28 protein-coding genes, 1 tRNA gene and 1 pseudogene are annotated in these 26,966 nt (G+C 58.3%); 13 read left to right on the top strand and 17 right to left on the bottom strand.

Features of this window, described 5'->3' with window-relative positions; all coding sequences use genetic code 11:
- Position 1 precedes the first annotated feature (1 nt).
- The 8 genes from accC to Q0936_RS18755 form a co-directional block, all read right to left on the bottom strand.
- Complete coding sequence (gene accC, locus Q0936_RS18790; RefSeq protein WP_299298029.1) at positions 2-1,351, bottom strand: acetyl-CoA carboxylase biotin carboxylase subunit; 1,350 nt, start codon at positions 1,349-1,351, stop codon at positions 2-4.
- A gap of 10 nt (positions 1,352-1,361) precedes the next feature.
- Positions 1,362-1,856 (bottom strand): acetyl-CoA carboxylase biotin carboxyl carrier protein, encoded by a 495-nt coding sequence (accB, locus tag Q0936_RS18785; RefSeq protein WP_299298031.1) that lies wholly within the window; start codon positions 1,854-1,856, stop codon positions 1,362-1,364.
- A gap of 189 nt (positions 1,857-2,045) precedes the next feature.
- Positions 2,046-3,257 carry a calcium-binding protein gene (locus Q0936_RS18780; RefSeq protein ID WP_299298033.1) on the bottom strand — a complete coding sequence of 404 codons (1,212 nt, stop codon included), beginning with the start codon at positions 3,255-3,257 and terminating at the stop codon, positions 2,046-2,048.
- Between the two features lie 170 nt (positions 3,258-3,427).
- Positions 3,428-4,183 carry an ABC transporter ATP-binding protein gene (locus tag Q0936_RS18775; RefSeq protein ID WP_299145913.1) on the bottom strand — a complete coding sequence of 252 codons (756 nt, stop codon included), beginning with the start codon at positions 4,181-4,183 and terminating at the stop codon, positions 3,428-3,430.
- Between the two features lie 12 nt (positions 4,184-4,195).
- Entirely contained in the window at positions 4,196-4,960 is a 765-nt protein-coding gene (locus tag Q0936_RS18770) for an ABC transporter ATP-binding protein (protein WP_299145911.1), read from the bottom strand.
- 12 nt (positions 4,961-4,972) lie between these two features.
- Positions 4,973-6,172 carry a branched-chain amino acid ABC transporter permease gene (locus Q0936_RS18765; protein WP_299298035.1) on the bottom strand — a complete coding sequence of 400 codons (1,200 nt, stop codon included), beginning with the start codon at positions 6,170-6,172 and terminating at the stop codon, positions 4,973-4,975.
- Positions 6,173-6,175: 3 nt separating this feature from the next.
- Entirely contained in the window at positions 6,176-7,207 is a 1,032-nt protein-coding gene (locus tag Q0936_RS18760) for a branched-chain amino acid ABC transporter permease (RefSeq protein ID WP_299298037.1), read from the bottom strand.
- An 83-nt stretch (positions 7,208-7,290) separates the two neighbouring features.
- Positions 7,291-8,631 (bottom strand): substrate-binding protein, encoded by a 1,341-nt coding sequence (locus tag Q0936_RS18755; RefSeq protein ID WP_299298095.1) that lies wholly within the window; start codon positions 8,629-8,631, stop codon positions 7,291-7,293.
- Positions 8,632-8,863: 232 nt separating this feature from the next.
- On the opposite strand from Q0936_RS18755, the gene Q0936_RS18750 reads away from it, so the two are divergent.
- From Q0936_RS18750 to Q0936_RS18730, 5 genes are all read left to right on the top strand, one after another.
- Positions 8,864-10,162 carry a helix-turn-helix domain-containing protein gene (locus Q0936_RS18750; protein WP_299298093.1) on the top strand — a complete coding sequence of 433 codons (1,299 nt, stop codon included), beginning with the start codon at positions 8,864-8,866 and terminating at the stop codon, positions 10,160-10,162.
- Positions 10,163-10,255: 93 nt separating this feature from the next.
- Positions 10,256-10,630, top strand: a complete 375-nt coding sequence (locus Q0936_RS18745; RefSeq protein WP_299145900.1) for a response regulator — start codon at positions 10,256-10,258, stop codon at positions 10,628-10,630.
- The gene (locus Q0936_RS18740) at positions 10,627-10,920 is read left to right on the top strand and encodes a hypothetical protein (RefSeq protein ID WP_299145899.1); all 294 of its coding nucleotides are present in this window, start codon (positions 10,627-10,629) and stop codon (positions 10,918-10,920) included. Before Q0936_RS18745 ends, Q0936_RS18740 begins: the two co-directional genes overlap by 4 nt.
- Positions 10,920-13,601 carry a sensor histidine kinase gene (locus Q0936_RS18735; RefSeq protein ID WP_299298091.1) on the top strand — a complete coding sequence of 894 codons (2,682 nt, stop codon included), beginning with the start codon at positions 10,920-10,922 and terminating at the stop codon, positions 13,599-13,601. Before Q0936_RS18740 ends, Q0936_RS18735 begins: the two co-directional genes overlap by 1 nt.
- A 96-nt stretch (positions 13,602-13,697) precedes the next feature.
- Positions 13,698-14,882 (top strand): hypothetical protein, encoded by a 1,185-nt coding sequence (locus Q0936_RS18730; RefSeq protein ID WP_299298089.1) that lies wholly within the window; start codon positions 13,698-13,700, stop codon positions 14,880-14,882.
- Between the two features lie 4 nt (positions 14,883-14,886).
- On the opposite strand, the gene Q0936_RS18725 is transcribed toward Q0936_RS18730, so the two are convergent.
- The 4 genes from Q0936_RS18725 to Q0936_RS18710 are packed head-to-tail and all read right to left on the bottom strand — an operon-like array spanning position 14,887 to position 16,445.
- Complete coding sequence (locus tag Q0936_RS18725) at positions 14,887-15,327, bottom strand: TIGR01244 family sulfur transferase (protein ID WP_299298087.1); 441 nt, start codon at positions 15,325-15,327, stop codon at positions 14,887-14,889.
- 10 nt (positions 15,328-15,337) lie between these two features.
- Positions 15,338-15,769: a DUF6691 family protein gene (locus tag Q0936_RS18720; protein WP_299298085.1), complete on the bottom strand. Its 432-nt coding sequence runs from the start codon at positions 15,767-15,769 to the stop codon at positions 15,338-15,340.
- A complete protein-coding gene (locus Q0936_RS18715) occupies positions 15,769-16,188 on the bottom strand; it encodes a YeeE/YedE thiosulfate transporter family protein (RefSeq protein WP_299298097.1) in 420 nt (139 codons plus the stop codon). The genes Q0936_RS18720 and Q0936_RS18715 overlap by 1 nt, the downstream gene beginning before the upstream one ends.
- A gap of 14 nt (positions 16,189-16,202) precedes the next feature.
- Positions 16,203-16,445: a hypothetical protein gene (locus Q0936_RS18710; protein ID WP_299145890.1), complete on the bottom strand. Its 243-nt coding sequence runs from the start codon at positions 16,443-16,445 to the stop codon at positions 16,203-16,205.
- A 107-nt stretch (positions 16,446-16,552) separates the two neighbouring features.
- On the opposite strand from Q0936_RS18710, the gene Q0936_RS18705 reads away from it, so the two are divergent.
- Complete coding sequence (locus Q0936_RS18705) at positions 16,553-16,816, top strand: DUF2312 domain-containing protein (protein ID WP_299145888.1); 264 nt, start codon at positions 16,553-16,555, stop codon at positions 16,814-16,816.
- Between the two features lie 11 nt (positions 16,817-16,827).
- Here Q0936_RS18705 and Q0936_RS18700 read toward each other — a convergent pair whose 3' ends face one another.
- Positions 16,828-17,313, bottom strand: a complete 486-nt coding sequence (locus Q0936_RS18700) for a helix-turn-helix domain-containing protein (protein ID WP_299298083.1) — start codon at positions 17,311-17,313, stop codon at positions 16,828-16,830.
- A 51-nt stretch (positions 17,314-17,364) separates the two neighbouring features.
- Here Q0936_RS18700 and Q0936_RS18695 point away from each other — a divergent pair, with 51 nt between their 5' ends.
- Positions 17,365-17,796 (top strand): GFA family protein, encoded by a 432-nt coding sequence (locus tag Q0936_RS18695; protein WP_299298081.1) that lies wholly within the window; start codon positions 17,365-17,367, stop codon positions 17,794-17,796.
- Here Q0936_RS18695 and Q0936_RS18690 read toward each other — a convergent pair.
- The gene (locus Q0936_RS18690) at positions 17,793-18,668 is read right to left on the bottom strand and encodes a hypothetical protein (protein WP_299145882.1); all 876 of its coding nucleotides are present in this window, start codon (positions 18,666-18,668) and stop codon (positions 17,793-17,795) included. The two genes, Q0936_RS18695 and Q0936_RS18690, sit on opposite strands and share 4 nt — an antisense overlap.
- Before the next feature lie 134 nt (positions 18,669-18,802).
- Between Q0936_RS18690 and Q0936_RS18685 the strand changes: the two genes are divergently transcribed.
- The 6 genes from Q0936_RS18685 (at position 18,803) to Q0936_RS18665 (ending at position 21,431) form a co-directional block, all read left to right on the top strand.
- Positions 18,803-18,878, top strand: a tRNA-Thr gene (locus tag Q0936_RS18685).
- Positions 18,879-19,188: 310 nt separating this feature from the next.
- On the top strand, positions 19,189-19,371 hold the full coding sequence (locus tag Q0936_RS20430; protein ID WP_363323320.1) for an integrase arm-type DNA-binding domain-containing protein: 183 nt from the start codon (positions 19,189-19,191) through the stop codon (positions 19,369-19,371).
- Positions 19,347-19,988 carry a hypothetical protein gene (locus Q0936_RS18680; RefSeq protein ID WP_299145880.1) on the top strand — a complete coding sequence of 214 codons (642 nt, stop codon included), beginning with the start codon at positions 19,347-19,349 and terminating at the stop codon, positions 19,986-19,988. Before Q0936_RS20430 ends, Q0936_RS18680 begins: the two co-directional genes overlap by 25 nt.
- Before the next feature lie 32 nt (positions 19,989-20,020).
- Positions 20,021-20,368, top strand: coding sequence for a DUF3768 domain-containing protein (locus tag Q0936_RS18675; protein WP_299298079.1), 348 nt, complete (start codon positions 20,021-20,023; stop codon positions 20,366-20,368).
- A gap of 132 nt (positions 20,369-20,500) precedes the next feature.
- Complete coding sequence (locus Q0936_RS18670) at positions 20,501-21,079, top strand: site-specific integrase (RefSeq protein WP_299298077.1); 579 nt, start codon at positions 20,501-20,503, stop codon at positions 21,077-21,079.
- On the top strand, positions 21,003-21,431 hold the full coding sequence (locus Q0936_RS18665; protein ID WP_299298075.1) for a site-specific integrase: 429 nt from the start codon (positions 21,003-21,005) through the stop codon (positions 21,429-21,431). Before Q0936_RS18670 ends, Q0936_RS18665 begins: the two co-directional genes overlap by 77 nt.
- A 474-nt stretch (positions 21,432-21,905) precedes the next feature.
- Here the strand turns inward: Q0936_RS18665 and Q0936_RS18660 are convergent, their stop codons facing one another.
- From Q0936_RS18660 to Q0936_RS18655, 3 genes and pseudogenes are all read right to left on the bottom strand, one after another.
- Complete coding sequence (locus Q0936_RS18660) at positions 21,906-23,933, bottom strand: calcium-binding protein (RefSeq protein ID WP_299298073.1); 2,028 nt, start codon at positions 23,931-23,933, stop codon at positions 21,906-21,908.
- A gap of 90 nt (positions 23,934-24,023) precedes the next feature.
- Positions 24,024-24,164, bottom strand: a pseudogene (locus tag Q0936_RS20425) (calcium-binding protein); the annotation flags it as partial.
- Positions 24,165-24,176: 12 nt separating this feature from the next.
- Positions 24,177-26,228: a calcium-binding protein gene (locus Q0936_RS18655; protein ID WP_299298071.1), complete on the bottom strand. Its 2,052-nt coding sequence runs from the start codon at positions 26,226-26,228 to the stop codon at positions 24,177-24,179.
- Between the last annotated feature and the right edge of the window lie 738 nt (positions 26,229-26,966).

The following is a 26,966-nucleotide window of genomic DNA, read 5'->3' as shown; positions in this document are numbered from 1 at the left end:
GTCACCAATCGGTCTGACGCTCCAGCCAATGTTCCAGCCAGTGAATGTTGTACTCGCCGGTATGGATGTCTTTTTCCGCGAGCAGTGCGTGGAACAGCGGCACCGTCGTGTCGACGCCGTCGATGATCAGCTCTCCCAGCGCGCGGTTCAGGCGCGACAATGCCTCGGCGCGGTCGCGGCCATGCACAATCAGTTTGCCGATCAGGCTGTCGTAATAGGGCGGGATCGCATAGCCGTCATAGAGCGCGGAATCCATCCGTACGCCCAGACCGCCAGGGGCGTGATACTGCGTGATGCGCCCCGGCGACGGGGAAAAGTTCGGCAGTTTTTCCGCGTTCAGGCGCACTTCGATAGAGTGGCCATTGATCGTCAGGTCGTCCTGCTGGAACGTCATGTCGAGGCCCGCGGCAACCCGAATTTGCTCCCGCACCAGATCGACACCAAAAATTGCCTCGGTCACAGGGTGTTCGACCTGAAGGCGGGTGTTCATCTCGATGAAATAGAACTCGCCGTTCTCATAGAGGAACTCGATGGTGCCCGCGCCGATATAGTTGATCTTGGCCACAGCATCGGCACAAACCTTGCCGATGGCCGCACGCTCTTCGGCGCTGATGGCGGGGCCGGGGGCCTCCTCGAACACCTTCTGGTGACGGCGTTGCAGCGAACAGTCGCGTTCGCCCAAATGGACCGCGCGGCCTTTGCCGTCGCCAAAGACCTGAATTTCGATATGGCGGGGTGTGGTCAGGTATTTCTCGATATAGACTTCGTCATTGCCAAACGCGGCTTTGCCTTCGGCCCGCGCGGTCATAAACGCGCTTTCCATGTCGGCGGCGGTTTGTGCCACCTTCATGCCGCGACCACCACCACCGGCAGTGGCTTTGATGATGACGGGATAGCCCATTTCATCACCCAGCTTCTTGGCTTCTTCCAGCGTCGATACGCCGCCATCCGATCCGGGAACACAGGGCACACCCAGTGCCTTCATCGTGTCCTTGGCGGTGATCTTGTCGCCCATGACGCGGATGTGCTCGGCGGTGGGGCCGATAAAGGTCAGGCCGTGATCTTCGACGATCTGCACGAACTGCGCGTTTTCGGACAAAAAGCCATAGCCGGGGTGGATCGCTTCGGCGCCCGTGATCTCGCAGGCCGAGATGATGGCCGGAAAGCTCAGATAGGACTGCGGCGAGGCGGGGGGACCGATGCAGACGGATTCGTCTGCCATACGCACATGCATCGCGTCCGCGTCCGCAGTCGAATGCACAGCGACCGTGGCGATGCCCATCTCGCGGGCGGCGCGGATCACCCGCAGGGCAATCTCACCGCGGTTGGCAATAAGGATCTTGTTGAACATCGTTCGCCCCTTATTCGAGGATCACAAGCGGCGCACCAAATTCCACGGCGGCGCCATCGTCGACCAAAATCCGTTTGACTGTGCCGGACCGGGGGGCGGGAATGTGGTTCATCGTTTTCATCGCTTCGACGATCAGCAACGTGTCGCCTTCGGCCACTTTCTGACCTACCGAGATGAAAGAGGGCGCGCCAGGCTCGGCCTGCATGTAGATGGTGCCAACCATAGGCGACGTAACCGCGCCGGGGTGATCCGCAGGATCTGCGGCCGCCTCGGCAGCAGGGGCCGCCGGGGCGGGGGCTGATGCAGCAACGGGTGCGGCGGCTGCAATCGGGGCCGCGACTTGTGCGGTGACCGCCTGGGCCATATGCCGGGACACGCGCACGTTCAGGCTGTCGTCTTCACCGTACTCACGTTTGACCTGCAATTCCGTCAGATCATTTTCGCGCAGCAGCTCGGCCAGCGCCTGGATAAAGGCCACGTCTGCGTCGTGATTGCTTTTTGTCATTGTCGTCCTCAACCGATTGGCTTGTGCGTCGTGGACCGTCCAAGGTCGCGCCGCGATGCTCAGCGCCGCTTATAGCGTTGGAATTTCGCGGTGGAAAGCGCCGTTGCTGACGTAGCGGCATCGCGGATGCGGCAAAAACAAAGGGCGGCTGCCGAAACAACCGCCCTTTGCCTGTTGGTTGAGCATAGGTCAGAGGATGAAGTCGTCCTCGGTCAGGCTGTCGGCTGCGACGTTCAACAGCGTGATGCTGTCCTCTTCGTTGCCACCGACAAGGTAATCCAGACCCAACGACGTATAGAGACCGTCAAGGTCGATCACCGCATTACCATCGGCGTAGCTGGTAAAGGCGTTCACCGCGTCAAATGTCACCAGATCGACAGTGCCGCCAAACCCATCATCCACGCCAACCTGCACCAGACGGATCAGATCGCCGTCCTGAAAGTCAGAGATGACATCCGCGCCGCTTTGACGGGTAAAGAAGAAAACGTCGTCACCCGACCCGCCGTGCATCGTGTCGTCACCACGTCCACCGACCAGGTCGTCACGGCCGCTGTTGCCATTCAGGAAATCGTCCCCGTTGCCACCGGCAAGGAAGTCGCTGCCCCCGCCGCCGATCAGGCTGTCGTCGCCCTCACCGCCACGCAGGGTGTCCTTGTTGCCGCCACCGGCGAGGCGGTCGTCACCGTCATTGCCTTCCAGCTCGTCACGACCTGCGCCACCAAAGATCAGCTCGTCCGAGCTGGAGCCGCGCACGGTGTCATTGCCGTCACCCGCAATGATGCGCCCGCCGTCGGCGATGTCGCCTTCGCCAGCCAGCCCAAGGTAGAGGTCGTCGCCGCTGCCCAGGTTGATGTCGCCGATCACGCCGCCATTCACCACAACATCGTCGCCCGACCCTGTGTTGAGCCGCCCGGTGATCTCGCCTTCAAAGGCGATGCCGTCGCGGAAAAAGTCGGCAACGACCACGTAGTCATCGCCGCCGCTGGTATTCACGTCACCGTCAATCAAACCGGCGGTGTGAACCACATCCGAGCCGGTTCCCAGTTGGATGCTGCCGATGATCGAACCTTCGTTCGACACGACGCGCTGGCCTGTGCCAGTGAGGAGGATGGTCGGGTCGGTGCGGTCGCTTTCGCCGATGATACCGTCATTGACGATCACCACATCCGCATCTCCGGCGCCAGAGATGAGATCGCGCACGATCCCGTCGTTAAAAAAGATACCCTCGTTGTCTTCGAAAAAGACAAAGTTCCGGGCTTGCGTGCTGAATTGCTCAATCTCCAGCACAGGGTTGAAATCTATTGTGTACGTGAAGCCGTTGTATGTGGCGCCATTCAGTGTGGCCGGGTCAAAACGGCCTCGCGCCGAAGTTATTGCAAGTGCAGGCAGTGCTATTGGCATGTTATAATTCCCCAGGATAACTGCCCCTATTTTGCCTTAAATTGGCCACCTTTGCCACAGTTCCGCGTCAACGTTTCCGGATTGGAAACAGAACGACGGAACACTGCGCACTAAATGAAAAAGCCGACCCAATAGGGCCGGCTTTTCGTGTATTGCGGGAAGTATCCCGTTCAGATTGCGAGGTATTCGGCCCGCAATTCGGCATTTTCCAAAACTTCGGACGCTGTGCCGTCGAAAACGATTCCACCGGTGTCCAGGATAACCGCACGATCGGCCAATTGCAGAGCGCGCACCGCGTTCTGTTCGACGATCACGGTTGTGATTCCCTGCTCTTTGATAATGCCGAGGGTCTTCTCGATTTCGTCGACGATAACGGGGGCAAGTCCTTCGTAGGGTTCATCCAAAAGCAGCACCTTGATGTCACGCGCCAAGGCGCGGGCGATGGCCAGCATTTGCTGTTCGCCGCCCGACAGGGTTGTGCCCTCTTGGGTGCGGCGCTCGCCCAGACGTGGGAACAGGTCATAGAGACGCTCAATCGACCACCCGATGGGCGGGGCGATCTGCGCCAGCTTGAGGTTCTCTTCGACCGTCAGGCCGGGGATGATGCGGCGATCTTCGGGGACAAGGCCCAGACCCGCCTGGCTGGCCTCGTGGCTTGCCATCTTGTGCAGCGGCTGGTGGTCCAGCCAGATTTCACCATGCGTGACCTGTGGATCACCGATGCGCGCAATCGACCGCAGGGTCGACGTCTTGCCCGCACCGTTGCGTCCCAGCAGGGCCAGGATCTCGCCTTCGTGCACGTTAAAGCTAATGCCCTGCACGATGTAGCTTTCGCCGTAGTAGGCGTGCATGTCCCAGACACTCAGGAACGCGGGCGCGGTCTGGGCGTGGTTGATGCCCTTGGAAAAGTCGGGTTTGACGTTCATCTGATCGCTCCTTTAGGCCGCGTCTTGGGTTTCGCCCAGATACGCTTCGCGCACCTTGGGGTGACCCTTGATGTTTTCGGGCGTGTCTTCGACCAGCGGCGTGCCCTGGGCCAGCACGGTGATCCGTTCAGCCAGAGAGAACACCACGTGCATGTCGTGTTCGATGATCGAGATGGTGATGTCCCGCTCGTCTTTGATCTGCTTGAGCAGGTCGATGGTGTTGTTGGTGTCGGCTCGCGCCATGCCCGCGGTGGGCTCGTCCAGCAACAGAAGGCGCGGCTCTTGCGCCAGACACATGCCAATCTCAAGTCGCCGTTTGTTGCCGCGCGACATGGTCGCCGCAGTCTCGGTGCGCGCATCGGCCATGTTCATCTCTTCGAGCATCTGTTCGGCTTTTTCGATGATTTCCTTGTCTTTCATCATCGCGACAAATGCGTTGGGCGTGAACGCCCCGTCGCGTTTGGCAAAGCAGGGGATCATCATGTTTTCCAGAACCGTCAGATCGCCAAAGATCTCGGGCGTCTGAAACACGCGGCTGATGCCCATCTGGTTGATCTCGTAGGGTTTGCGGCCCAGCACGGATTGTCCGTCGAACATGACCGACCCGGTGTCGGGGATCAGTTTGCCCACAAGACAGTTCAGCAATGTGGACTTGCCCGCCCCGTTGGGACCGATGATGGCATGCACCGAGTTTTCGGCCACGCTGAGGTTCACGTCCCCCAGCGCTTGCAGGCCACCAAACCGTTTGCCGACGTTTTTGACTTCAAGAATACCCATTGGTTTCTCTCCTTATTCCGCAGGCGTGGTTTTGCCATCAGGCGTGTCTGTGGTCTTTTTCTTGCGACCGAACAGGCGGGCGATGCGTTGACCCCCTTCGACCAGACCACCGGGCAGGAAGATCACGACCAGCATGAAGATCAGGCCAAGTGTCAGGTGCCAGCCCTTGCCGATGAACGGGTAGATCAGCGTGACAACAAAGTCCTCGAGACCGTCAGGCAGGAAAGCGAACCAGGTGTGCAGGATGTCCGAGTTGATCTTGGACAGGATGTTTTCCATGTACTTGATCGCACCCGCACCCAGCACTGGGCCAATCAGCGTGCCGACACCGCCCAAGATGGACATCAGGACAACTTCGCCGGATGCGGTCCAGAACATGCGTTCCGCGCCCACCTGCGTGTCCATCGCCACCATCAGGCCACCGGCCAGACCGGCATACATGCCCGAGATCACAAAGGCGGCCAGTGTGTAAGGCTTGGAGTTCAGGCCCGTGTAGTTCAGGCGCTGTTGGTTCGATTTTACCGCGCGCAGCATCATGCCAAAGGGCGATCGGAAGATGCGGATCGACAGATAGAAGGCCAGCAGCATCACGATGCCCGCGAGGTAGTAGCCCGCGTTGAACGTAAACGCCCATGCACCGACATTCAGGTCAAAGCTTGATCCCATTTCCAGGCCAAAGAGGTTGGCTTTGGGCGTTGCCCCTTCGGCCAGTGCGCCGTCGAGAACACGGGGGTCGTTGACCTTGGGTTGCAGGCCCGTTTCACCACCCGTGATCGGTGTCAGCACCGAATAGGCGAGGCTGTAGGACATCTGCGCAAAGGCAAGCGTCAGGATCGAAAAGTAGATGCCCGAGCGACGCAGGCTGATCCACCCGACGGCAAGGCTGAACAGGCCCGCGACGATCACCGACACGATGATGGCCGGGACGACGTTCATGGTCAGCAGCTTCATCATCCAGATGGCGGCATAAGAACCGACACCGAGGAATGCAGCGTGACCGAACGAGAGGTAACCGGTCAGGCCGAACAGGATGTTGAAGCCGATGGCAAAGATCCCGAAGATCACGAAACGCTGCATCAGGTCGGGGTAGCCCGCGTTGAACTGCGCCAGGCCAGAGCCTTCGGGGAATGGGTTGAGGATGAAGGGGGCCAGCGCCACGAGGATGGCCACCAGGATAAGCAGGCGGGTGTCTTTTGCGTCCAATCCGAACATGGGTCAGTCCTCCATCACGCCCTTGCGGCCCATAAGGCCCCGAGGACGGGTCAACAGAATGATGATGGCCACCAGGTAGATGACGATCTGGTTGATGCCGGGCAACACGGCCAGCACTTCGCGCATCGAGGCAAAGCTTTCGAGGATGCCAAGCAGGAAGCCCGCAGCAACAGCGCCGGGCAGGGAGCCCATGCCGCCCACAACGACCACGACAAAGGACAGCACGAGGAAGTCCATGCCCATGTGGTAGTTGGGCGAGTTGATGGGCGTGTACATGACACCGGCGAGGCCAGCGACGGCGGCCGCGATGCCGAACATCAGCGTAAAGCGGCGGTCGATGTTGATGCCCAGCAACTGCACGGTTTCACGGTCGGCCATGCCAGCGCGTACAACCATGCCAAAGGTGGTGAATTGCAGGAAGGCAAACACGGCACCGATGATGATGGCGGCAAAGGCAAAGTAGATGATGCGCCAGTAGGGGTAGATGATGATATTCGGGTCAAAGCCCAGCATCGCCCCGAAATCGAACGACCCTTTGAACGCCTCGGGGGCGGGGGTCGGAATGGGGTTGGCGCCGTAGTAAAACTTGATGATCTCTTGCAGAACAATCGCCAGGCCAAAGGTCACGAGGATCTGGTCGGCGTGCGGGCGTTTGTAGAAGTGTTTGATCAGACCGCGTTCCATGATGACGCCGATTGCGATCATCACCGGAATGGCAAAGAGGATCGAGAGCGGCACAGCCCAGTCGATAATGGCGTCACCGGTGGCTTGGCCGAACCAGTCGTAGACATAGGGCACGTCCACCTTGAGCGGGTTGCCCAGAAAATCCTTTTGCGTCTCGTCGATGACCGTATGGCTGGCCGAGATGATGCGGCTGAGCGTAACGGCGCAGAACGCCCCGATCATGAACAGCGCGCCGTGGGCAAAGTTCACCACACCAAGCGTGCCGAAGATCAGCGTGAGACCCAGCGCGATCAGCGCATAGGCCGAGCCCTTGTCGAGCCCGTTTAAAATTTGAAGGACGATCGCTTCCATCGGCTTAACCTTTGGTTGAGAGAGACGTGTCCCCGCGGGGACAGAGGGGTGGGCATGACTGCCCACCCAATGTTTTCAGTGGCTTATGCGCCGGGGTTACAGGAACCCAGCTCACCACCGAAGATCGACGCGTCGTAAGTCACCTGGCTTGTCGGTGTGACTTCGACGATTTCGAGAAGGTCGAACTCGGATGTCGGGTTCTCTTTCCCTTTCACGACCAGCACGTCTTTGAAGCACTGGTGGTCTTCGCCGCGATAGAGCGTTGGACCGTTGCCCATGCCGTCGAACTGGAAGTCCTCGAGCGCTTCGGCAACCGCACATGGGTTGAACGACCCGGCACGTTCCACGGCATCTGCATAGAGCAGGGCCTGAACGTAGCATGTGTGCGCGGCCTGCGACGGCGGGAAGCCGTACTTGGTGCCGAACGACTGAACGAACGCCTTGGAGCCTTCGTCCTGCAGCGACCAGTGCCAGTTTGTCGAACCAAAGATGCCTTTGACGTTTGCGCCAGCACCCTTCGCCATCAGGCGGGAGTAGAGCGGAACGACGATCTCGAAGTTCTTGTTGTTCACCAGCTTGTCGCGCAGGCCGAACTGAACCGCGTTGGTCAGCGAGTTCACCATGTTCCCGCCGTAGTGGTTCAGAACCAGAACGTCGGCACCGGACTGCAGAACAGGCGCGATGTAGGAGGAGAAGTCGGTCTGTGTCAGCGGTGTTTTCACAGCTGCAACAGTTTCCCAACCCATGGCTTCGGTCGAGGTGCGCACGGCTTCTTCGGTCGTGTAGCCCCAGTTGTAGTCGGCGGTCAGGTGATAGGCCTTGCGGTCCGTGCCGTAGTTGTTGGCCAGGATGGGCGCGAGGGCGGCACCGGACATGTACGAGTTAAAGAAGTGACGGAAACCGTTGGCTTTCTTGTCTTTACCCGTTGTGTCGTTGGAGTGCGTGAGACCCGCCATGAAGATGACGCCAGCCTCTTGGCAGAGCGCCTGCACGGCCACAGCCACACCCGAGGACGAACCGCCCGTGATCATCACGGCGCCGTCTTTTTCGATCATCGACCGGGCCGAAGCGCGGGCCGCGTCAGATTTCGTCTGCGTGTCGCCTGTGACGTATTCGACTTTCTTGCCCAGGATGCCGTTGCCTTGCAGGGCTTTGGACGAGAATGTGTTCATCAGGCCGCCGTCGCCGCCACCGTTCAGGTGCTCGACTGCGAGTTCATAGGCGCGCAGCTCGTCTGCACCTTCGTCGGCGTAGGGGCCGGACTGAGGCACGTTGAAGCCGAGTGTGACCGTGCTGCCGGTCGGCGCATTGGTAAAGCCAGCGTGGCCATCCGCGCGCAGATACGTCGGCAGTGTCAGGCTTGCAGCACCGGCAACCGCGCCGGTCTGGATCAGACCACGACGTGTCAGGTTCATCTTGGACATAAATATCCTCCCATGTGTTGAAGTGTATGACCCCGCTCCTCAACGGGGGCATACGGCACCTTTTGATGCAAATACGTTATGGGGCGAAGTCAGAAAATTGCGCAATAACCCCCTTGTTTTTCACAACTATTTTGTAAACATATGCACAATACGACGGTACACATTGTAAATTTTCTTATGTTGCATCGCAGAAAAGCGTTGAAAAGGCAGGCAAAGGCACGAGGGGGCGGGTATGGCGCGTGAGGGACTGACCGGGACACGGATACGCGAGCGTCGGGTGATGGCGGGCGTCAAGCAGGCCAATCTTGCGCGCCAGATTGGCATTTCCGCTTCTTATCTCAACCTGATCGAACACAATCGGCGCAGAATCGGGGGCAAGCTGCTCCTTGATATTGCGGGCGCGCTTGGGGTCGAGGCATCGGCTCTGACCGAAGGGGCAGAGGCCGCGTTGATCGCGACATTGCGCGAGGCGGCGCAGGGCACACCGATGACCGATGTTGAGGTCGAGCGCGCCGAAGAGTTCGCCGGGCGCTTTCCCGGTTGGGCCGATGCGCTGGCGGCGTCGCACCGCAAGGTTGCGGCCCTTGAGCGGACGGTCGAGAGCCTGAGCGACCGTCTCGCGCATGATCCCGAATTGGCTGCATCTGTGCATGAGGTGCTGTCGACCGCTGCTGCGATCCGGTCCACGGCTTCGATTCTGGCCGAGGACAAGGACCTGGACCCAGAGTGGCGCGACCGTTTCCATGTGAACATCGACGCAGACAGCCGACGACTGGCCGAGAGTTCCAAGACGCTTGTGGGGTTTCTGGATGCAGAGACCGGAGATGCCGCAGCCCCCAATTCCGCGCAGGAAGATGTCGAGGCCTTTCTGGAAGCGAATGACTATGCCTTTCCTGAACTGGAAGCGGGCACGGCGGCGATTGAGGACGTGGTGCGTGCCGCGACTGAGCTGACGTCCGTGGCCGCACGGCACATTGCGCATGGTGTGTTGACCCGTGTGTCCAGTGATGCCGCGCGGGTGGCGATGGCGGATCTAAGGGCGGCATTGGCAGATGCGCCGCCGGACCCACTGGCCCTTGCGCGCCGCTTTGGGGTGTCCGTCCCGTGCATTCTGCGCCGTTTGTCTGCTGTGCCGGGCCTGGCGTGTGGATTGGTTGTGGCGGACCGCGCGGGCAGCCTGTTGTTTCGTAAGGGGATACCGGGGTTCATCATTCCGCGATACGGGTCCGCCTGCCCATTGTGGCCGCTGTTTCAGGCGTTAGGTCAACCCGGTCAGGTGTTGTTTCAAAGGGTGCGTATGCCGGGGCGGTCAAATGCTGTGTTCGACTGCTATGCGGCGTCCGAAACGCTTGGGCCCGTGACGCTGAATGCGCCCCCTTTGGCGCAGTCTACGATGTTGATGCTGCCGGTGCCGGAAATGGACCTGCGCGGCGGGCCGGAGATGCGCGATGTGGGTGGCGCCTGCCGCATTTGTCCGGTGCAGGCCTGTGCGGGTCGACGCGAGCCATCTATCCTGAGCGATGGCTTCTGATCTTTTGACAGCTTTCTGAAAACCGCACATAGTGCCCGCGCGCGACAGACGGGAAAACCCGCGCCGCCGGCCGAATAGGGAGGAACCGCAGACATGGGCAAGCATGTGCTGCTCGTTGAGGACGAGTTGAACATCATCGAGGCAATCCGGTTTTTGCTGAGCCGTGAGGGCTGGCAGGTGGATACGCATTCGGACGGCGCGACGGCCCTTGCCACGATCAAGGACATGCGGCCGGACCTCGTCGTGCTGGACTATATGTTGCCGGGCAAGAGCGGTCTGGACATCCTGACCGAGTTGCGCGCCGACCCTGCCTTTCAGGCGTTGCCGGTTCTGATGTTGACGGCGCGCGGCCAGTCCCGTGACCGCGAAATGGCTGAGCGGGCCGGGGTCAGCCGGTTCATGACCAAACCGTTTTCCAACACCGAGGTGATGACGGCCGTGCGCGACCTGGTGCAGTTGGCGCAATGACCGAACCGTCGCCTCCGCCGGTGTTTCTTGAGCGGCGCAGTTACCGCAGGCGGCGCATCATGGATGCGCTCCGCCTGTTGCCTGTTGCGGGTGTGCTGCTGTGGTTGCTCCCGCTGTTTTGGCCGACTGCTGCGGATGGGCCGGATGCGCCTGCGCCTTTGGCGATGTCTGACGCAGTGGTCTACGTCTTTTTCGTCTGGGTTGTGTTAATCTTGGCGGGTGCGGCGCTTTGGTGGGCGCTGCGTGCCAGTGCCGACCCGACCGAGGGCATTGTACGGGACGACCGCTGATGGCGTCGGTCAATCAGCTGATTGCCGTCAGCCTCGGCTATGTCGCGTTTCTCTTTGCAATTGCGTTTTTCGCAGAACGGGCCGCTGCACGTGGGCGCGGTGGCTGGTTGCGGTCGCCTTTGGTCTACACGCTGTCTCTGTCGATCTACTGCACGGCGTGGACATTCTACGGTGCGGTTGGCTACGCCGCGCGGTCGGGGATGGAGTTCGTGACAATCTACCTGGGGCCAAGCCTCGTGATGATCGGGTGGTGGTGGGCGCTGCGCAAGTTGGTGCGCATTGGCCGGGTGCATCGGGCCACATCGGTGGCTGACCTGATTTCGGCCCGTTACGGCAAATCGAACTTGCTGGCGATTGTCGTCACGGTGATGGCGGTGATCGGGGTGACGCCTTACATCGCGCTGCAATTGCAATCCGTCACACTGTCATTGTCGATCTTTTCCGGCCCCGAAGGCGCCGGCAGCCTGAACCAGTTTCGCGCGGCGTTCTGGGTGGCCTTTGGTCTTGCCATTTTCACGGTGTTGTTTGGGACCCGCAACCTGAATGCCAACGAACGCCATGACGGAGTGGTGATCGCCATCGCTGTCGAGGCTGTGGTCAAACTGGTGGCGTTGCTGGCAGTGGGTGTGTTTGTGGTCTGGGGCATCGCGGGTGGCCTTGGCCCGATGATGGACCGGATTGACACATCGCCCATCGGGCAATGGAACATGGACCGCAGCCGCTGGGTCGCGTTGACGGCCCTGTCGGCGGCGGCATTTCTGGCCTTGCCCCGGATGTTTCAGGTCATGGTTGTCGAGAACGAGGATGAACGGCACCTGCAGATCGCAAGCTGGGCCTTTCCGCTGTATCTGATGTTGATGAGCCTGTTTGTGGTGCCGATCGCCGTGATCGGCCTCGACCTGATGCCCGCAGGATCGAACCCGGATTTGTTTGTTCTGACTGTGCCGCTGTCCGAGGGGCGCGTGGGTTTGGCGACACTCAGCTTTCTTGGCGGCTTTTCGTCAGCGACGTCGATGGTGATTGTGGCCACACTTGCGCTGTCGACTATGATGTCCAACCACGTGGTGATGCCCGTTTGGTTGAGTGCACGGGCAGAGGGTGCGCAGGTGTCGGGTGACGTGCGCGATGTTGTGATCCTGGCTCGGCGCGCGTCCATCCTGATGATCATTGGGTTGGGATACCTCTACTATCGCTTTTCAGGGGGCGGAGCGGCGCTGGCGGCCATTGGCCTGATCTCCTTCGCTGGCGTGGCACAGTTTTTGCCTGCCATGTTGGGCGGCATTTTCTGGCGCGGTGCAACGCGTTGGGGGGCCTTGGCGGGATTGGTCGTTGGGTTCACTGTCTGGGTGTATTGTTCGCTGCTGCCCAGTTTCGGCCCCGGCGCGGTTCTCAGCGTGGCGACATTTGACAACGGGTTGTGGGGGATTGGGTGGTTGCGCCCGCTTGCGCTGTTCGGGATCGAGGGGATTGATCCAACAGTGCATGCGGTTGCGTGGTCGCTGACGCTGAACACGGCGGTGTTTCTGATCGTCTCGCTTGTCACCTTCCCCGAGCCTCTTGAGCGCCTGCAGGGGGCACAGTTCGTGAATGTGTTCGACCACTCGACGCAGGCGCGCGGCTGGGACGCGGCACTCGCCACATCCGAAGACCTGATGATCATGACACAGAGGATCCTTGGCGCCGAAGAGGCACAGATCCTCTTTCGCGCGGAGGCACGTCGGCAGGGCGTGCACGGTCAATTGCCAGAACCCACACAGGCGTTTTTGCAACATCTGGAGCGTGAGTTGGCTGCATCCGTGGGGGCGGCGACAGCCCACGCGATGATCAGCCAGTTGGTTGGGGGCGCGTCTGTGTCGGTGCAAGAGCTGATGGCGGTGGCCGACGAATCTGCCCAGATCCTCGAATACTCCAACCGGTTGGAGGCGAAATCGGATGAACTGACCCGCACCGCGCGCCAGTTGCGCGAGGCGAACCAGAAATTGACGGCTCTTTCGGTGCAAAAGGACGCGTTTCTCAGCCAGATCAGCCATGAGTTGCGTACGCCCATGACATCGATCCGGTCGTTTTCCGAGATTTTGCGCGATACCGAAGGTTTGGGTGAGGTTGAGCAGACGAAATACGCCTCAATCATCCATGGTGAGGCGATCCGTCTGACCCGCCTTTTGGACGATTTGCTGGATTTGAGCGTGCTGGAAAACGGTCAGGTCAGCCTGAACCTCGACACCGGTCAGCTTGGGGATGTTTTGGCGCAATCCATCCTGACGGCGCAGGCGGGCTCGGCCCGGCATCTGGAGGTTGTGCGCCATCCGGGCGAGGACCCTGTACGGCTCATGACGGATCTGGACCGTCTGAATCAGGTGTTCATCAACCTGATCACCAATGCGCAGAAATACTGCGACGCGGCCGAACCGCGCCTGGAGATCGACGTGCGCCGCACGGACACCGCAGTTGAAGTTGTGTTCCGTGACAATGGCACGCCCATTGCGCCCGAGGCACGCGCCCTCATTTTCGAGAAATTTGCCCGCATCAACGATCAGGATGGGTCGGGCGCAGGCTTGGGTCTTGCCATTTGCCGCGAGATCATGACCCGTTTGGGGGGGGACATCACGCTTGATCCCACCCTGAAAGGGAACGTGTTCGTGGTCCGATTGCCGCAACTGGCGGCACTGGCCGCGCAGTAGGTCATTTTCATCAACGCAACGTGGTCATAAAGCGGTTGGTAACCAATCCGACCTAAACCTGACGGCATCATCAACGACGGCATGCCGGCGGGGGATATGAGCGACACGACAAAAGACACTGTTCTTGGGCGCATTGCGGCCGCCGGGCGTGAAGAGCGCAAGGCGCGGGCCATGACGTTGCAAAAGGCGATGCGCGTGACGTTGGCGCGGGTTGCGGATGCGCTGATGGAACTGCCCATGGCTGTGATCGGTGCTGTCGTGCAGCCCGTGGAGGGCGACGCGGTCGAGGCGGCTCTGTCGGATGACAAACTCTTGCTGCTGCTTGATGGGCCGGGTCGCTACGCGGCTGCGGCAACCATTGATCCGGTGGTTGTTGGCGGGCTGATCCAGCAACAGACGATGGGCACCGTGCGCCCGGATCTGGGCGATACCCGTGCGATGACCCGCACGGATGCTGCAATCTGTGCGCCGCTGTTGGATACACTGATTGAACGTGTCGCGCCCATTCTGGACGAACCGGATGACAGGGCGCTGATCGAAGGGTTCCGGTTTGGAGCCAAGGCCGACGATGCGCGCACTTTGGCGATGAGCCTTGATGCCCAAGACTATGTGGTGATCCGTCTGACCGTTGATGTATCGCGTGGTGCGCGTCAGGGGGACATCGAATTTGTGCTCCCCAAACCCGGTTTGATGGATGCAGCCCCGGATGATGAATCCGATGACGCTGACACATCAAATCGCCCGGATTTCGTAAAGACGGTGATGGACCTGAACACCGACCTGAACATGGTTGTCTGTCGCCTGCAAATGCCGCTGAGCGCCCTGCACGCGCTGAAAGTGGGTCAGGAGCTCGTCTTGCCGCCCGGTCATTTTCCGGATGTCCAGATTTCGACCTGCACGGGCAGGATCGTCGGCAAAGGGGTGGTGGGCCATGTCGACGGCGTGCGCGCCGTGAAACCCCAGCGCAAACCGGCCCATGCGACACAACCGCTGCGCCGGGCCAGTGACGCCCCGATGGTTGATATGCCCGAGGTTGAGGATTTGACCAACCAGGGTCGGCGTACAAACCAAACCGCTGCACGCGAAGAACCAGCGCCAGAGCCCATTGCCGATCTACCTGACGTCACCAATTTGCCGGCGCTTGCCGATGATGTGAACATGGACGTCGACGCGGCGTTGCCCGATTTGGACAACTTGCCTGACCTCACTGATATTCCGGACCTGGCTGATCTGCCCGACCTCGCGGATATGCCCGATCTGGACCTGAAGGTGGCGAGCTAGCCTGTCACTCGGACGAGGCCGCGTTTTGCGCCAAAGCCTCCAGCGTTGGTGTCAAAGCCCCAAGGTCATATCCGCCCCGTTGTGCTGTCGCGAGGATTTCTGCCGTGGGCATCTGACCCGCTTGACCCAGGCACCAAACGACTGTCGATCGTGTGCCGGACGCGCAATAGGCAAGGACCGGACCGTCGGCATCGCTGGCAGTGTTCGCCTGCAACAGCACGTTTTCCGGTGTCATTGTTTGGTGTGTCAGAGGCAGGCGCACAAATTGCATGCCTGCTGCAAGTACCGCGGCTTCGACGGCGTCAGCCTGAAATGCGGGCGGGACTTCTTCGTCCGGGCGGTTGCAGATGACGGTGGTTATTCCAGCGGCTGCGATGTCGACCATGTCAGCCGGATCTACCTGAGGGGCGACGAAATACTGCGGGGTGATTTGCCTGATATCCATGTGCACAGAGTTATGCGTGTGTGGTCCGGGTGTCCAGTACACGGCGCAAGCGTGGGACGCTCCGCATGCCTGTCAGCATCGCGCCGAGAAACACAATGCCTTGCCAGCCGCCATAGCTGAGCGACGCAAGCGCGGGACCTGGGCACAGCCCGACCAACCCCCAGCCGATGCCAAAGAGGACAGAACCGGCAATCAGTGGTCGGGAAATGACCTGCGGGGCCTGCGTTGGAAATGTACCGCCTGTTAACGGGGCGCGGCCACGGGTCAGACGCCAGGCCAAGAGCATCGGCAAAATCGCCCCGCCCATCACGAACATCAATGTCGGATCCCAGTTGCCTGCAAAATCCAGAAACCCGCGCACGCGCGCCGTGTCGGTCATGCCGGACACATGCAGGCCCGCGCCGAACAGTGCACCACTGAGCAATGAGATTACCAGTTTCATCACAGGCCCAACCCCCACCGCAAAAGGGTGACGGTGATCGCGCCTGCGCCAATATAGGCGATTGTGGCGACCAGACCGCGCAGGGAAAAGCGCGACAACCCACAGACGCCATGGCCAGATGTACATCCGTTGGCAAACCGCGTCCCGATCCCGACAGTGAGGCCACCAAGCACCAGAAGGGCGACGTTTGAGCTGGCTTGGGTGTCGCCGTGCCAGCCGCCCATCGACATCAGTGCGGGCAATCCGATCAGGCCTGCAACAAACGCAACTGTTGCGCCGCGGTTGGAACCGCTCCCGTCAATCAATCCGCCGACAATTCCGCTGGCGCCCATGATCCGACCGGTGCCAAGCAACAAAAGGGCAGCCGCAGAGCCGATGCACAGGCCCCCGATCAAGCCGTAAATCCATGCGATTTGCATCCCCATGCGCCTCCTTAGCCGAGAAAAATACCCACGATCACCAGCATGAGGCCAATCACGGACACAAAGAGCGCGCCCATATTGCGTGGCAGGACGCGTGACATCACGGCGCGCATTTCTTCGTCGGGCAGCTTCGCACGCCGCGCGCGCCAGACAGTCACAATGCACCACAACAGGCCAATCAGGCCCAAAAGTGACAGCGACGCACCGGCCCAGATCAGGCCGTCAAACAGGGTAAACGAGGCTTCTTGTTCCATGCTGCATCGGCTATCGGACCCGCGCAGAGATGGCAAGCCGCAGAGCCTCTTGCAGGTGGCGGTCCGCCCCGTTATCCAGCGGGTTCATCCGCCACGAGGAGCCGCGCATGTCTGACACATCCACCAACGCTGAGAGCTACCGAGTCACCGCCGACGAATTGCGTCAGTTTATTGAACGGTTCGAGCGTCTGGAGATGGAAAAGAAAGACCTGGCCGACCAGCAAAAAGAGGTCATGGCCGAGGCCAAGGCGCGCGGCTACGACACCCGCGTCATGCGCAAGGTGATTGCCCTGCGCAAGCGCGACAAGGATGACATCGCCGAAGAAGAGGCGGTCTTGGAAATGTACAAAGAAGCCCTCGGCATGAGCTGAGGGCCTGCGGCTCAGACCTTGTTTTCAGGCCGGTCCCAAACCGGTGTATAGGTCAGCCGTCTGAGCGGCAGCACGCCGCCCTCTGGTGCAATCCCGAACTTGACCGCATTGCCGTTCCGCCGGTCAGAGAATTCCAGCGCGGGTTTGCCGCCTTTGATGTGCTTGTCACCCCACTGCATCAGCGCAACGATCACCGGCACCAGCTCGCGCCCCTTTTGGGTCAGCACATATGCGTGGCGGGTGCGGGATGTGCCGTCGCGGTATGCTTCCTTGAGGATCAGGTCGTTGTCGACCATCTTGGCAAGTCGGCCAGACAGCACCGATTTCGGAATACCGATGTCGTCCTGAATGTCTGCAAACCGTCCCACGCCGTAAAACAATTCGCGCAGGATCATCCATGTCCATCGGTCAGGCAGCACATCAAGGGCGAGTGCTGCGCCGCATTGGTCCATGGGTACGGGGCTTTGGCGGATCGGGTCGGATTCTGGGTTTGACACGTGAACTCAGGCCTGTCATTTTGCTCTTATTGGCACAGAGGGTATCGCGACATGGCAGAACACACCACAAAATTCGCGCCGCGCACGGGGGGATGTTATTGTGGGGCCTTGCGTTATGCTGTGTCCGGACAGCCGCTGGTCAAGGGGCAGTGCCATTGCCGCCCGTGCCAGCAATTTGCCGGGGGCGGTCCGCAGTATTTCGAGCTGGTGGCGCCTGACAGCTTTGACTGGACCCATGGCACGCCCGCATCCTTTGCGCTGGATGATCTTGAGAACGCAGTCACCCGGTTTTTTTGTGCAACGTGCGGAACGCAGGTCTTGACCCGTCGGCAGGATCAGGCGGCGCTGGTGCTCAAGGTGGGGACATTGGATGACCCTGCGCGTTTCCGACCACATGTCGCGATATGCCATGGTGACGCTCAAGCGTTCCATATGGTGCCCGACAACATCCCCGTCTTTGACGGTCTGCCGCCGCGCGGTTAGGGCGCGATAAACGTGACGCCGGGGATGCGTGCGACGTTGTGCATGTCTTCTTCGTAGAGGTCGGTCAGCGCGTCGATCGTTTCTTCGGTCCAGCCGGGCGCATTCAGCTCTTCTTCGATTTCGTCCTCGATGGCGAACTTGTCCAGAAAAGCCGAGATCACGCGGCGCTTTTGCATTTCGGTCATGGTGGGGTGTGACTTGAGATAAGCGCGGAACCGCTTCATGCCCTCGTCGGACATGATGTCGGACAGCAGATCGAAACCACCGATGATTTTCTCACCGTGCTCCAGCCCGGCCATTTCGCGAATGATCTGTGCCCAGATCATCGGCATGTCCTCGAAACACCAAGTTGTAATGGTGATCTCCGGCGCTGCGCTGCGGATGGCTGCGATTGTGTCGGACCAGCGGATGGCAAACGGGTCAGCGCCGCGCAGGAACGCGTTCATGTCTTCTTGGGGTGCGTTTTCGAAAAGGGCCGGCAGGAAGGTCGCGGGATTGCGCAACGCCAGAAACACTTCGATGTCGTCATGCACAAACAGCTTGGCCAGGTCGGCCAGGCGGGCAGGGGCAGATTCGTAGATCATCCCGTTGCGCACACATGCCCGTGGTGCTCCGAACAGGAACATGTGGCTCAGAATCATCCTGTCGGCGTTTTCTTCGTCGAGAATCAGGTCCAGCATCACATCGCGCGCATCCACAGCCGGAGCAGCGTCCTGCAGAGCGGCCAGTGTTTCCTTGAGCAGCGTCCGGTATTTTCCAGGTCCAGGCACCGCAACGCCGCGCTTGGAGAAGTCTTCCTTGTTGCGCAGCAAACAGCGCATAACCCGTTCTTCTTCGGTAAAATGTGCGCCTGCGTGCAGGACCAGTTGCATATTGCACCGCCTAGTTTTTGCTTTGCCCGTTCGAAGGTCAGCTATACCGCAAAACGGGACAGAGAAAACCTCTGCAAAGGGAGCAATTTTCATCTTGCCAGTCTGTTGCACAATGATTAGACACCCGCTCCGAAGCCCCTATAGCTCAGCTGGTAGAGCAACTGATTTGTAATCAGTAGGTCCGCGGTTCGAGTCCGTGTGGGGGCACCATTCTACTTTTTCATAGATACGCAAGTCACGTCCAAATACCTTTGATTTATAGGTATTTTTTGTTGCAACCTGAACATACCACCTTACAGCACCTCACTGTTTTTCCAAATATTGAGGTGGTCCGAAGGGTGGGCTGGAGTTAGGTGCGGAAAGGTGGGCTATGACACTTTTGAACGCGTTGACACAACTCCAGGTCAAAAACCTTGGTCCGTGCAAACATTGTGACGGCCAAGGATTGATGTTGGTGAAGAGCCGGAAAGAGACCGGGAAGTGGACGTTACGCCTCAACGTTGCAGGAAAGTGAAGGGAAATGGGTCTGGGTCGGTGGCCGGATGTGCCGCTTTCCGAAGCTCGGGAGCGGGCATCTGCCGCGCGTAGGCAACTGCGCGATGGTGTTGACCCGATCCAAGCGCGGCAAGCTGCGATGCGTCATGAGCAACGGCTAACTGTAGCGGATGCGATTGAACGGTGCTTCGCGGCGCGGCAGCCCTGAAGGTCGATCAGGAATTCTCGCTTGCCGGTGCGCACCCGTCCGAACCTGTCCGAACAGGTGCGCCAAATGAAACAGAGAATATGCAGGAAAAACCCGAGAACATGTTCGACCCGGTTCGAACTGGTTTGAACCAGATCTCGGACAACTCAGACGGCCACAAGTTTGTAAAGAAAAACGAACTGAGTGCGAACGCGTCCGAACCGGTGCGCACTGGCGCGCTCGATATTCGGCAGGCGGATGCTTCTGCAAGCGTGCTCGACGAAGTACGTGAGCGGTTGCATGACAAGGAAGAAGAGAACAAGTTTTTGCGCGAGCAACTCGAAAGGGCGCACGCTGAAATAGAACGGCGCGGGACGTCAACTGACGAGGCGCTTAAGACAATTGACCGAATTGTCTGTAGCTTTGAGATGCAATCAGAGACAAATAATGCACTTGCGCTGCATGGGGTCACAAACCCGCCAAGCGATGGGCCAGAGGCAGTGCAGCTTCTTCCGGAAGACGAGAGGCAGCCAGAAGACCCGTCAGTCGTTTCGGAAATCGAGCCAACTAACAGCTATCAACAGCCGCAACCGGAGTGGCATAGACCAGCTGCGTCCTCGCTTGATCGATGCGCCTGAATGGTCGGGCGTGTCAAGACAGCGAGGACGGCATGCCAGACAAAGCAACACAAATCATTCAGGACGCTAACGACCGGTTCAGAAGGGGGGAACCCGGCATTCTGGGCCAAATTGTTTTAACACTTGGCATAGCAGGCACCTTGGAGGAGACAGGCGGGGCACCGCTTGATGTCATCGCAATTGTGCAGGCCTTCGACACTTTCACTGAAGACGACGGTCCCTACGGAACGCACGAGTTTGGCTCGTTTCAATTCGCGGGCGAGGCCTGCTTTTGGAAAATTGATCTTTATGACAACCGGCTCGAATGTGGCTCACCAGAAGCTACGGATCTTTCGAAGACGACACGCGTGCTGACGATCATGCTTGCGTCAGAGTATTGAGAAAAGCCCTCGGCCACCTGCCCGGGGGTTTTCATGTGCGGTTGTTGCCGGATTTGCTTTTCAGTAGATCGCTCCCATTCTTCCATCAATACTTGCTTTATGCAGGAATATTTATGCTACCATTGGAGGAGCATGAACAACTATGAGAGCGCACCCGTAAAGCAGCTCATTGAGGTCACCAACCGCGAGATGACAGAGACTGATACGTTTACCGCCCTGGCTGACGTGCGGGCTGAAAATGTCTGGCTGGCGAATTTCTCATCATCCCACACGCGTGATGCGTATAATCGCGCTGTTGACTCTTTTGTTGCCACCACAGGCATGACAACACCAGACGATCTCTATGGCGTCAAACAAGCCCATGTTTTAGCATGGCGTGCATCGATGGAAGCCGCAGGCTTCTCCCCTGCCAGCATCGCCGCCAGCTTGGCGGCTTTGTCGTCGCTCTACAAACACCTGACCGACCAGCAGCTTACGTATAGTAGTCCGGTGGCCGAGGTGCGACGGCCCAGAACCGGCAACGCCGGGATGGGTGCAGGTAAATCTCCCACCCTTTCTAAGCGGCAAGTGCGCGCCATGCTCGATGCGCCAAACGTCGAAACCGCCCAAGGCCTGCGCGACCGCGCGCTGTTGCGTGTCTTTATTCTACGCCGGGGCGCGGGTGTCAGAACCCACCAACCTCCGGGTTCGCGATTTTACCTACGATGCTGAGTTCCCAATACTGCATCTCACGATCAAGGGTGGAAAAACGAATATGGTGGCGATCATTCTGGAGTGCGCGGCGGCGATCCGGGCGTATCTGGATGTTGCGCCCCATCGGGATGATGCGGACGCCTATCTCTTCCAGGCCTGCATAAACGGTAAACCGGGGCATCCGATGGATCGCAGCACGTTGGCCTATTTGTTTCAGTGGTATGCGGAGAAAGCGGCGCGGGATGTGCGAGCATTCCCGCACATGTCGCGGGCAACCATGAATACGGCCGCCTATGAGGCCGGGGCAACGGGCGAAGATATCCAGCGCACGGTGGGTCACTCATCGATCACGACCAACCGAAGGGTATAACCACACTGCCAAGAAGCACAGAAATAGCGCGAGTCTGAGGATCGGATACTAAGGGTCAGTTGCGGATAGGGGCGACATCCTGTGCTAAGGTCGCACGGCTGTCCGTGATGCAGAAAATGACAGCAGCGAGCCTAAAGTGCAAAATGCTGCGTCTTGTATGAATGCCTACGAAGCGTAGAAAGCGGACTTTGCAAAACTGCAAAACCAAGAACATGCGCGGCAGGTAAACAACATTCATCAACCCTTGAAATTAATGCTGCCGCAGCCCGTATTTCTGACCTTCGCTGTGATTAAAAACCATAAGCAGTAAACACCTAAGAATTGCAGTAGACCCACGCTGGAGGATTCCAAAACAACCAAGCAAGTTTTATTGCAAACGCGCGAACAACAAAGAGCTTTGGACACAGAAATCAAGCTTAGACGAGCGCGTGGGCAGGCTCGAAAACGGTACAGCTTCAAAATTCGCACCAACGGCTAGAAGAAAGTCACGTCATCAAAAAGAAAGTTGACGTTAGTCACATTGTTCAAGGTCAGGGTGTTACCTTCACCGAAATCCAGCAACAAATTCCCGTTCGACACTGACGCATAGTTGCCCAGGTCAGAGCCCACTGGCGCCGCCTCGTCCAGGAGATCCGCATCAATTTGTAAACTGTCGACAATTACTGAGTAGTCTCTGATGACATCATCGCCGCTGGAGAACACAAACACATCAGCATCCTGACCACCACGCAAGCGATCGTCTCCCAAGCCACCGTCAAGTGTGTCACTGCCCGCGTTACCTTCAAGATCGTCGTTGCCCGCACCGCCATTGAGAACGTCAAGACCATTCAGCCCGCGGATCAGATCGTCACCATCCCCACCATTCAAGGTATCGAAGGAGAGCCCGCCGTTGAGCGTATCGTTGCCCGCGCCACCCTCTAGCAGGTCATTGCCGTTGCCACCGGTCAGACTGTCATCGCCTGAACCACCGCTCAGCGTGTCACGGCCATTAAGTCCGAGCAGAATGTCGTTTCCGCCTCCACCTTCGAGACTGTCAAAGCCGAGCCCTCCTGACAGGGTGTCATCGCCGGCTCCGCCATCAAGCGTGTCGTTGCCAAAACCAGAGTTCAGGCTGTCGTTCCCATCGCCGCCGTTGATTATGTCAAAGCCGTTCAAACCCAACAAAGTGTCATTGCCTGTTCCACCGTTGAGTTCGTCGGCTCCGATGCCGCCATTTACAAAATCGTTGCCTGCTCCTCCATAGACCGGGTCATTTCCGCCGCCGCCCGCGATTGCGTCGTCAGTCAATGTGCCTTCAAGCATGGCAGAAGCGCCGGCGCCTCCTATGCTGATACCGACTATGCCTAAACCTTCCAACAAGTCTTCGAAGGTCAGCACGGTGTCAAAAAGTTCGATTTCTTCAATGCCAGAGATTGTATCGATCCCATCGGCAATAATTTGAATGCGCTCGTTGTCTAGCGCTTCAAACGTCAGGTCCGCTTCATTGGCATCGATTTCCAACAGATCGAACCCACCGCCACCTTCGATACTGTCATCACCGGAATCTGGATCTATCGTGTCATTGCCCGCTCCGCCAATCAGCGTATCGCTACCGCTACCGCCGATCAGAGTGTCGTTGCCGTCGTCGCCGAATAGCGCGTCGTTGCCGTCCTCTCCCACAAGCGTATCGTTGCCTGCGCCGCCGCGAATAGTGTCAGACCCGATGCCGCCATTGATGCTGTCGTTTCCGGCCCCTCCATCGGCGCTGTCGTTGCCGATCCCAAGAGAAATCGTGTCGTCATTGGCGCCACCCACCAGGCTGTCATGGGGGGAATTTCCCAGCAAACCGATGGAAAGGCCATCAATATCATACTCTATGAACCCGCCTGTTTCGCCTTCAAACACAAGTGCGGCAACCTCGAATGCCGCATGCGCAAAATGATCCCGCACGAAGATAGAGTCGCCGTTTTGGTGAAAGATAATAAAATCGTCCCCACGACGCCAAAACGCCAGATCTGCAAAGTCCACATCCGTGTCGAACAAGATGTACTCAAGAGTGAGCGCTGCACTCTCATCGGTCAGAAATGCTTCAACATTGCTGACAGTGTCGCGTCCCCATCCCAGGGAAAAGGCATAAACGTCCTCTCCTTCACCGCCGATCAGAGAGTCATTGCCAAGCCCGCCTACTAAGATGTCGAAGCCGAAACCGCCGTCCAGCGTGTCATAGCCGTCAAACCCCGCGATTAGGTCTGCTCCGTCCCCCCCGTCGATACTGTCATCGGACAAAGTTCCCAAGATATCTTCGTCGTCGCTGCTGCCGAGAATGCTCGACGTTGCCCAAGCGAATGCGTAGAACAGGCTCATCAATTCGTTGGCAGTGACAACATCCCCGTTGGCAAATCGGATCTCAGAGATGCCATTTGAGGCACCGTTGCTATCCCAAACCTGAATGCTATCACCATTCTCGTGGAACAGGTACAAATCGCCCAGGGCAAAGCGGATGGTAATGTCGGACAGAAACACGCCAGCGCCGAATTCTATGACGTCAAATTCGGTGTCTGACGGTGAAGGTACATGGGCGATGGTGTCGTAACCCCAGCCCAGGTTAAACCTGTAAATGTCAGACGACGTTCCACCGTCCAGGTAGTCATTGCCTGCACCGCCGATGAGTGTGTCGCTACCAGCATCGCCGCGGAGGGTGTCGTGTCCAGTGGCGCCATCAATCAGGTCGCTGCCTTCGTTCCCGGAAAGCCGGTCGTTCCCTGATCATCCGCCGATTGTATCGTTGCCTTCACCGGCACGGATTGTGTCATCGCCCGCCAGCCCGAAAATCTCTTCGTCGCGGTCAAAGCCAATGATGCTGTCATCGCCTTCCGAGCCAGCCAGCAATAGCGATTCAATATCAACGCTTGTCCAGACTGTACCATCGGCAAACATGGCATCCACAGTGATCCCGTCCGTTGGCCTGAACAGGTAGCTTTGCAACAGAATTGTGCTGCCGCTGACATGCGTCAACAACACGTCATTGCCGACGCGTGTGGCGGTGAAGTCATCTGGCTGAATGCCCGCTCCGAACATCAGAACGTCCGACGTCGAAGAGCCTGATGCGGACAGCGATGAATAGGTATCGGAAATCGTGTCGTTGCCCCACCCGAGTTCAAAAAGATAGGTATCGGCGCCTTCGCCACCCACCAATCGATCATCGCCGGCATCGCCAGACAATGTGTCATCGCCGTTCAGCCCCGACAGTGAATCGTTGCCATCTAATCCAACGATCAAATCCGCGCCTTCTCCGCCTACACGGTTATCGTCGCCGGTTGTGGCGGGGTTGAGAAGCAAGCGGATAGAAGCTTCGGTCCAAACAGTGCCGTCAGCAAAGTGTATTTCGTCAATCTGCGCGAAATGGCTGTCGAACTGGGACACAATCCGGATCTGCTCACCGTTGACATGCCGCAGGATCAGGTGATCTCCAACGCGTTCGATGGTGATGTCTGTGTGCAATACCGACGCATCAAAACGGAGTATGTCAAAGCTTGAGGTGATGCCACTGGCAATTCTGGGGTCATTGTCAGCAATGGTATCGTTGCCCCACCCAAGCGAAAAGAGATAGACGTCGTCACCGTCATTGCCTTCCAGTCTGTCGTTACCGGTGCCCCCGGACAACACATCGTCGCCGAAGCCACTCAGAAGAGTATCATTTCCGGCACCCCCCGATAGGCTGTCGTCATCTCCGTCATTGAAACCGTCACTTAGAAAGTCGTCGCCGTCGCCGCCGAGAAGCGTATCGTTCCCGCGCGCTCCTGAAATCGTGTCATTCCCGTCATTGCCAAACAGGCTGTCATCACCGTCCGTTCCGACAATGGTGTCATTGCCAGCCAACCCATCGATGTCATTGTTGACGCCATCACCAACCAAATAATCATCGCCGATTGATGGTACATTCGCCATTTGCACAATGTCATCGATTGTCCAGACTGTGCCGTTTTCAAATCGAATTTCAAATAGGTCATTGCCGACTACCGGGTAGTAGAGGTTATCGAATAAGATACTATCGCCAGCAGTGTGGGTGACAAGCAGATCGCTGCCAACGCGGGATAGTGTGATGTCATCGGGAAGGATGCCCAAGTGAAACACCACAATATCACGGTCAAACGGCAGGATGGTATCGTTGCCCCACCCCAAACCGTAATGGAAAAAATCTACGCCCTGTCCGCCATAGAGACGGTCATCTCCTGCGCCTCCAGTGATCGTGTCCGACGCACCGTAACCAGAAATGTGGTCGTTGCCGGCACCCCCATCCAGTGTTTCGGCGGTACCATTGCCTACTATATAGTCATTTTCAGGCGTTCCAGACGTGAGAAACCGATGCAAATCGTTCAGGTTCCAAACGGTCCCGTCAGAAAAATGTACCTCTTCAATCTGGTGGCGCGTGGTGGGGCTATTCACTGACAAGGCGTAGAACTGAAAGAAGACCTGAATTTGATCTCCATTCGAATGCGTCAGAAAAAGGTGCCCATCCTGTCTCGCGACAGTAATGTCATCTGAGGCGATACCCTCGCCGAACATAATAGTGTCGCGTGTACTTGTGGTGGCTGTTTCGGGAAACTCACCAATGCTGTCAGAGCCCCAACCAAGTTCAAAAACATATGTATCGTTGCCGTCTCCGCCCTGCAGAACATCATTTCCGCCACCGCCGATCAGGGTGTCATCTCGTATTGTGCCGTCCAATGTATCGGCACCTGTTGTGCCCGTAACCGTTGCGAAAGACGGTCCAGTTGCGATTGCAGGCTTGGTCGGCGTGGCAGTCTGGTCAGGCAAAGCGTTCCCGTTTCTTTTTAGTCTGTATAGAGCAGTGGCCGTTTACGTTTACAGTTTCGGAGCGTTGCCCGAGGTTCATTTGAGCGCAAACCAGCAAACCATTCAAAATAGAATTCTATGATGCCCGCACACGTCATCATAGAAGAGCTATGTGGTAAAGAGCGCTAAATGGCATCTCTGTTGTTTCCTTACGTCGCAGTGCCTGCAAGGAAAGATCGAGGCTTACGTCGAATGTCTCCAATTCGGCTGGCTTTTTCCCTGCGTACAGCAAGAACGACGCGCTGAATGTGGTCCACCGACAAGACTGAATTGCCACTCAAAGGTGAGGGTCAGCGACGGCGGGCGATCGCCTAACGTTCCAGTGTACACACTATCCGGAACACATTTTGAGAGATGTTATCTGCCAGGCTAAGGGTGACCATCGAGGCACCGTGCGAACGTCGGTCGGAACCGTGTTCGTGTATGAATTGGAGCAACTATTTTAAGCCCGCAAGGAGCTTAACTGGTACTCTAGATGCCCTAGGATAGGTCAAGCGCATCTTTCGGCCATCCATTGGAGAGCGTGGACGGCGTATATAAGCTGAACATCAACCGCATCCCTTTCACCCTCTACTACCGCGTCACTGACACGCAGATCGAAGTGCTGCGCCTACGTTCGTATTAGGGTTATGACCCATTGATTTCCGCTTATTGTGGTGATTCACGATTCACAAACGAGCGGTTAGTATGTCTGATCTT

This window comes from uncultured Tateyamaria sp., assembly GCF_947488715.1.
Lineage (GTDB): Bacteria > Pseudomonadota > Alphaproteobacteria > Rhodobacterales > Rhodobacteraceae > Tateyamaria.
This window is presented reverse-complemented; position numbering and strand designations above follow the sequence as displayed.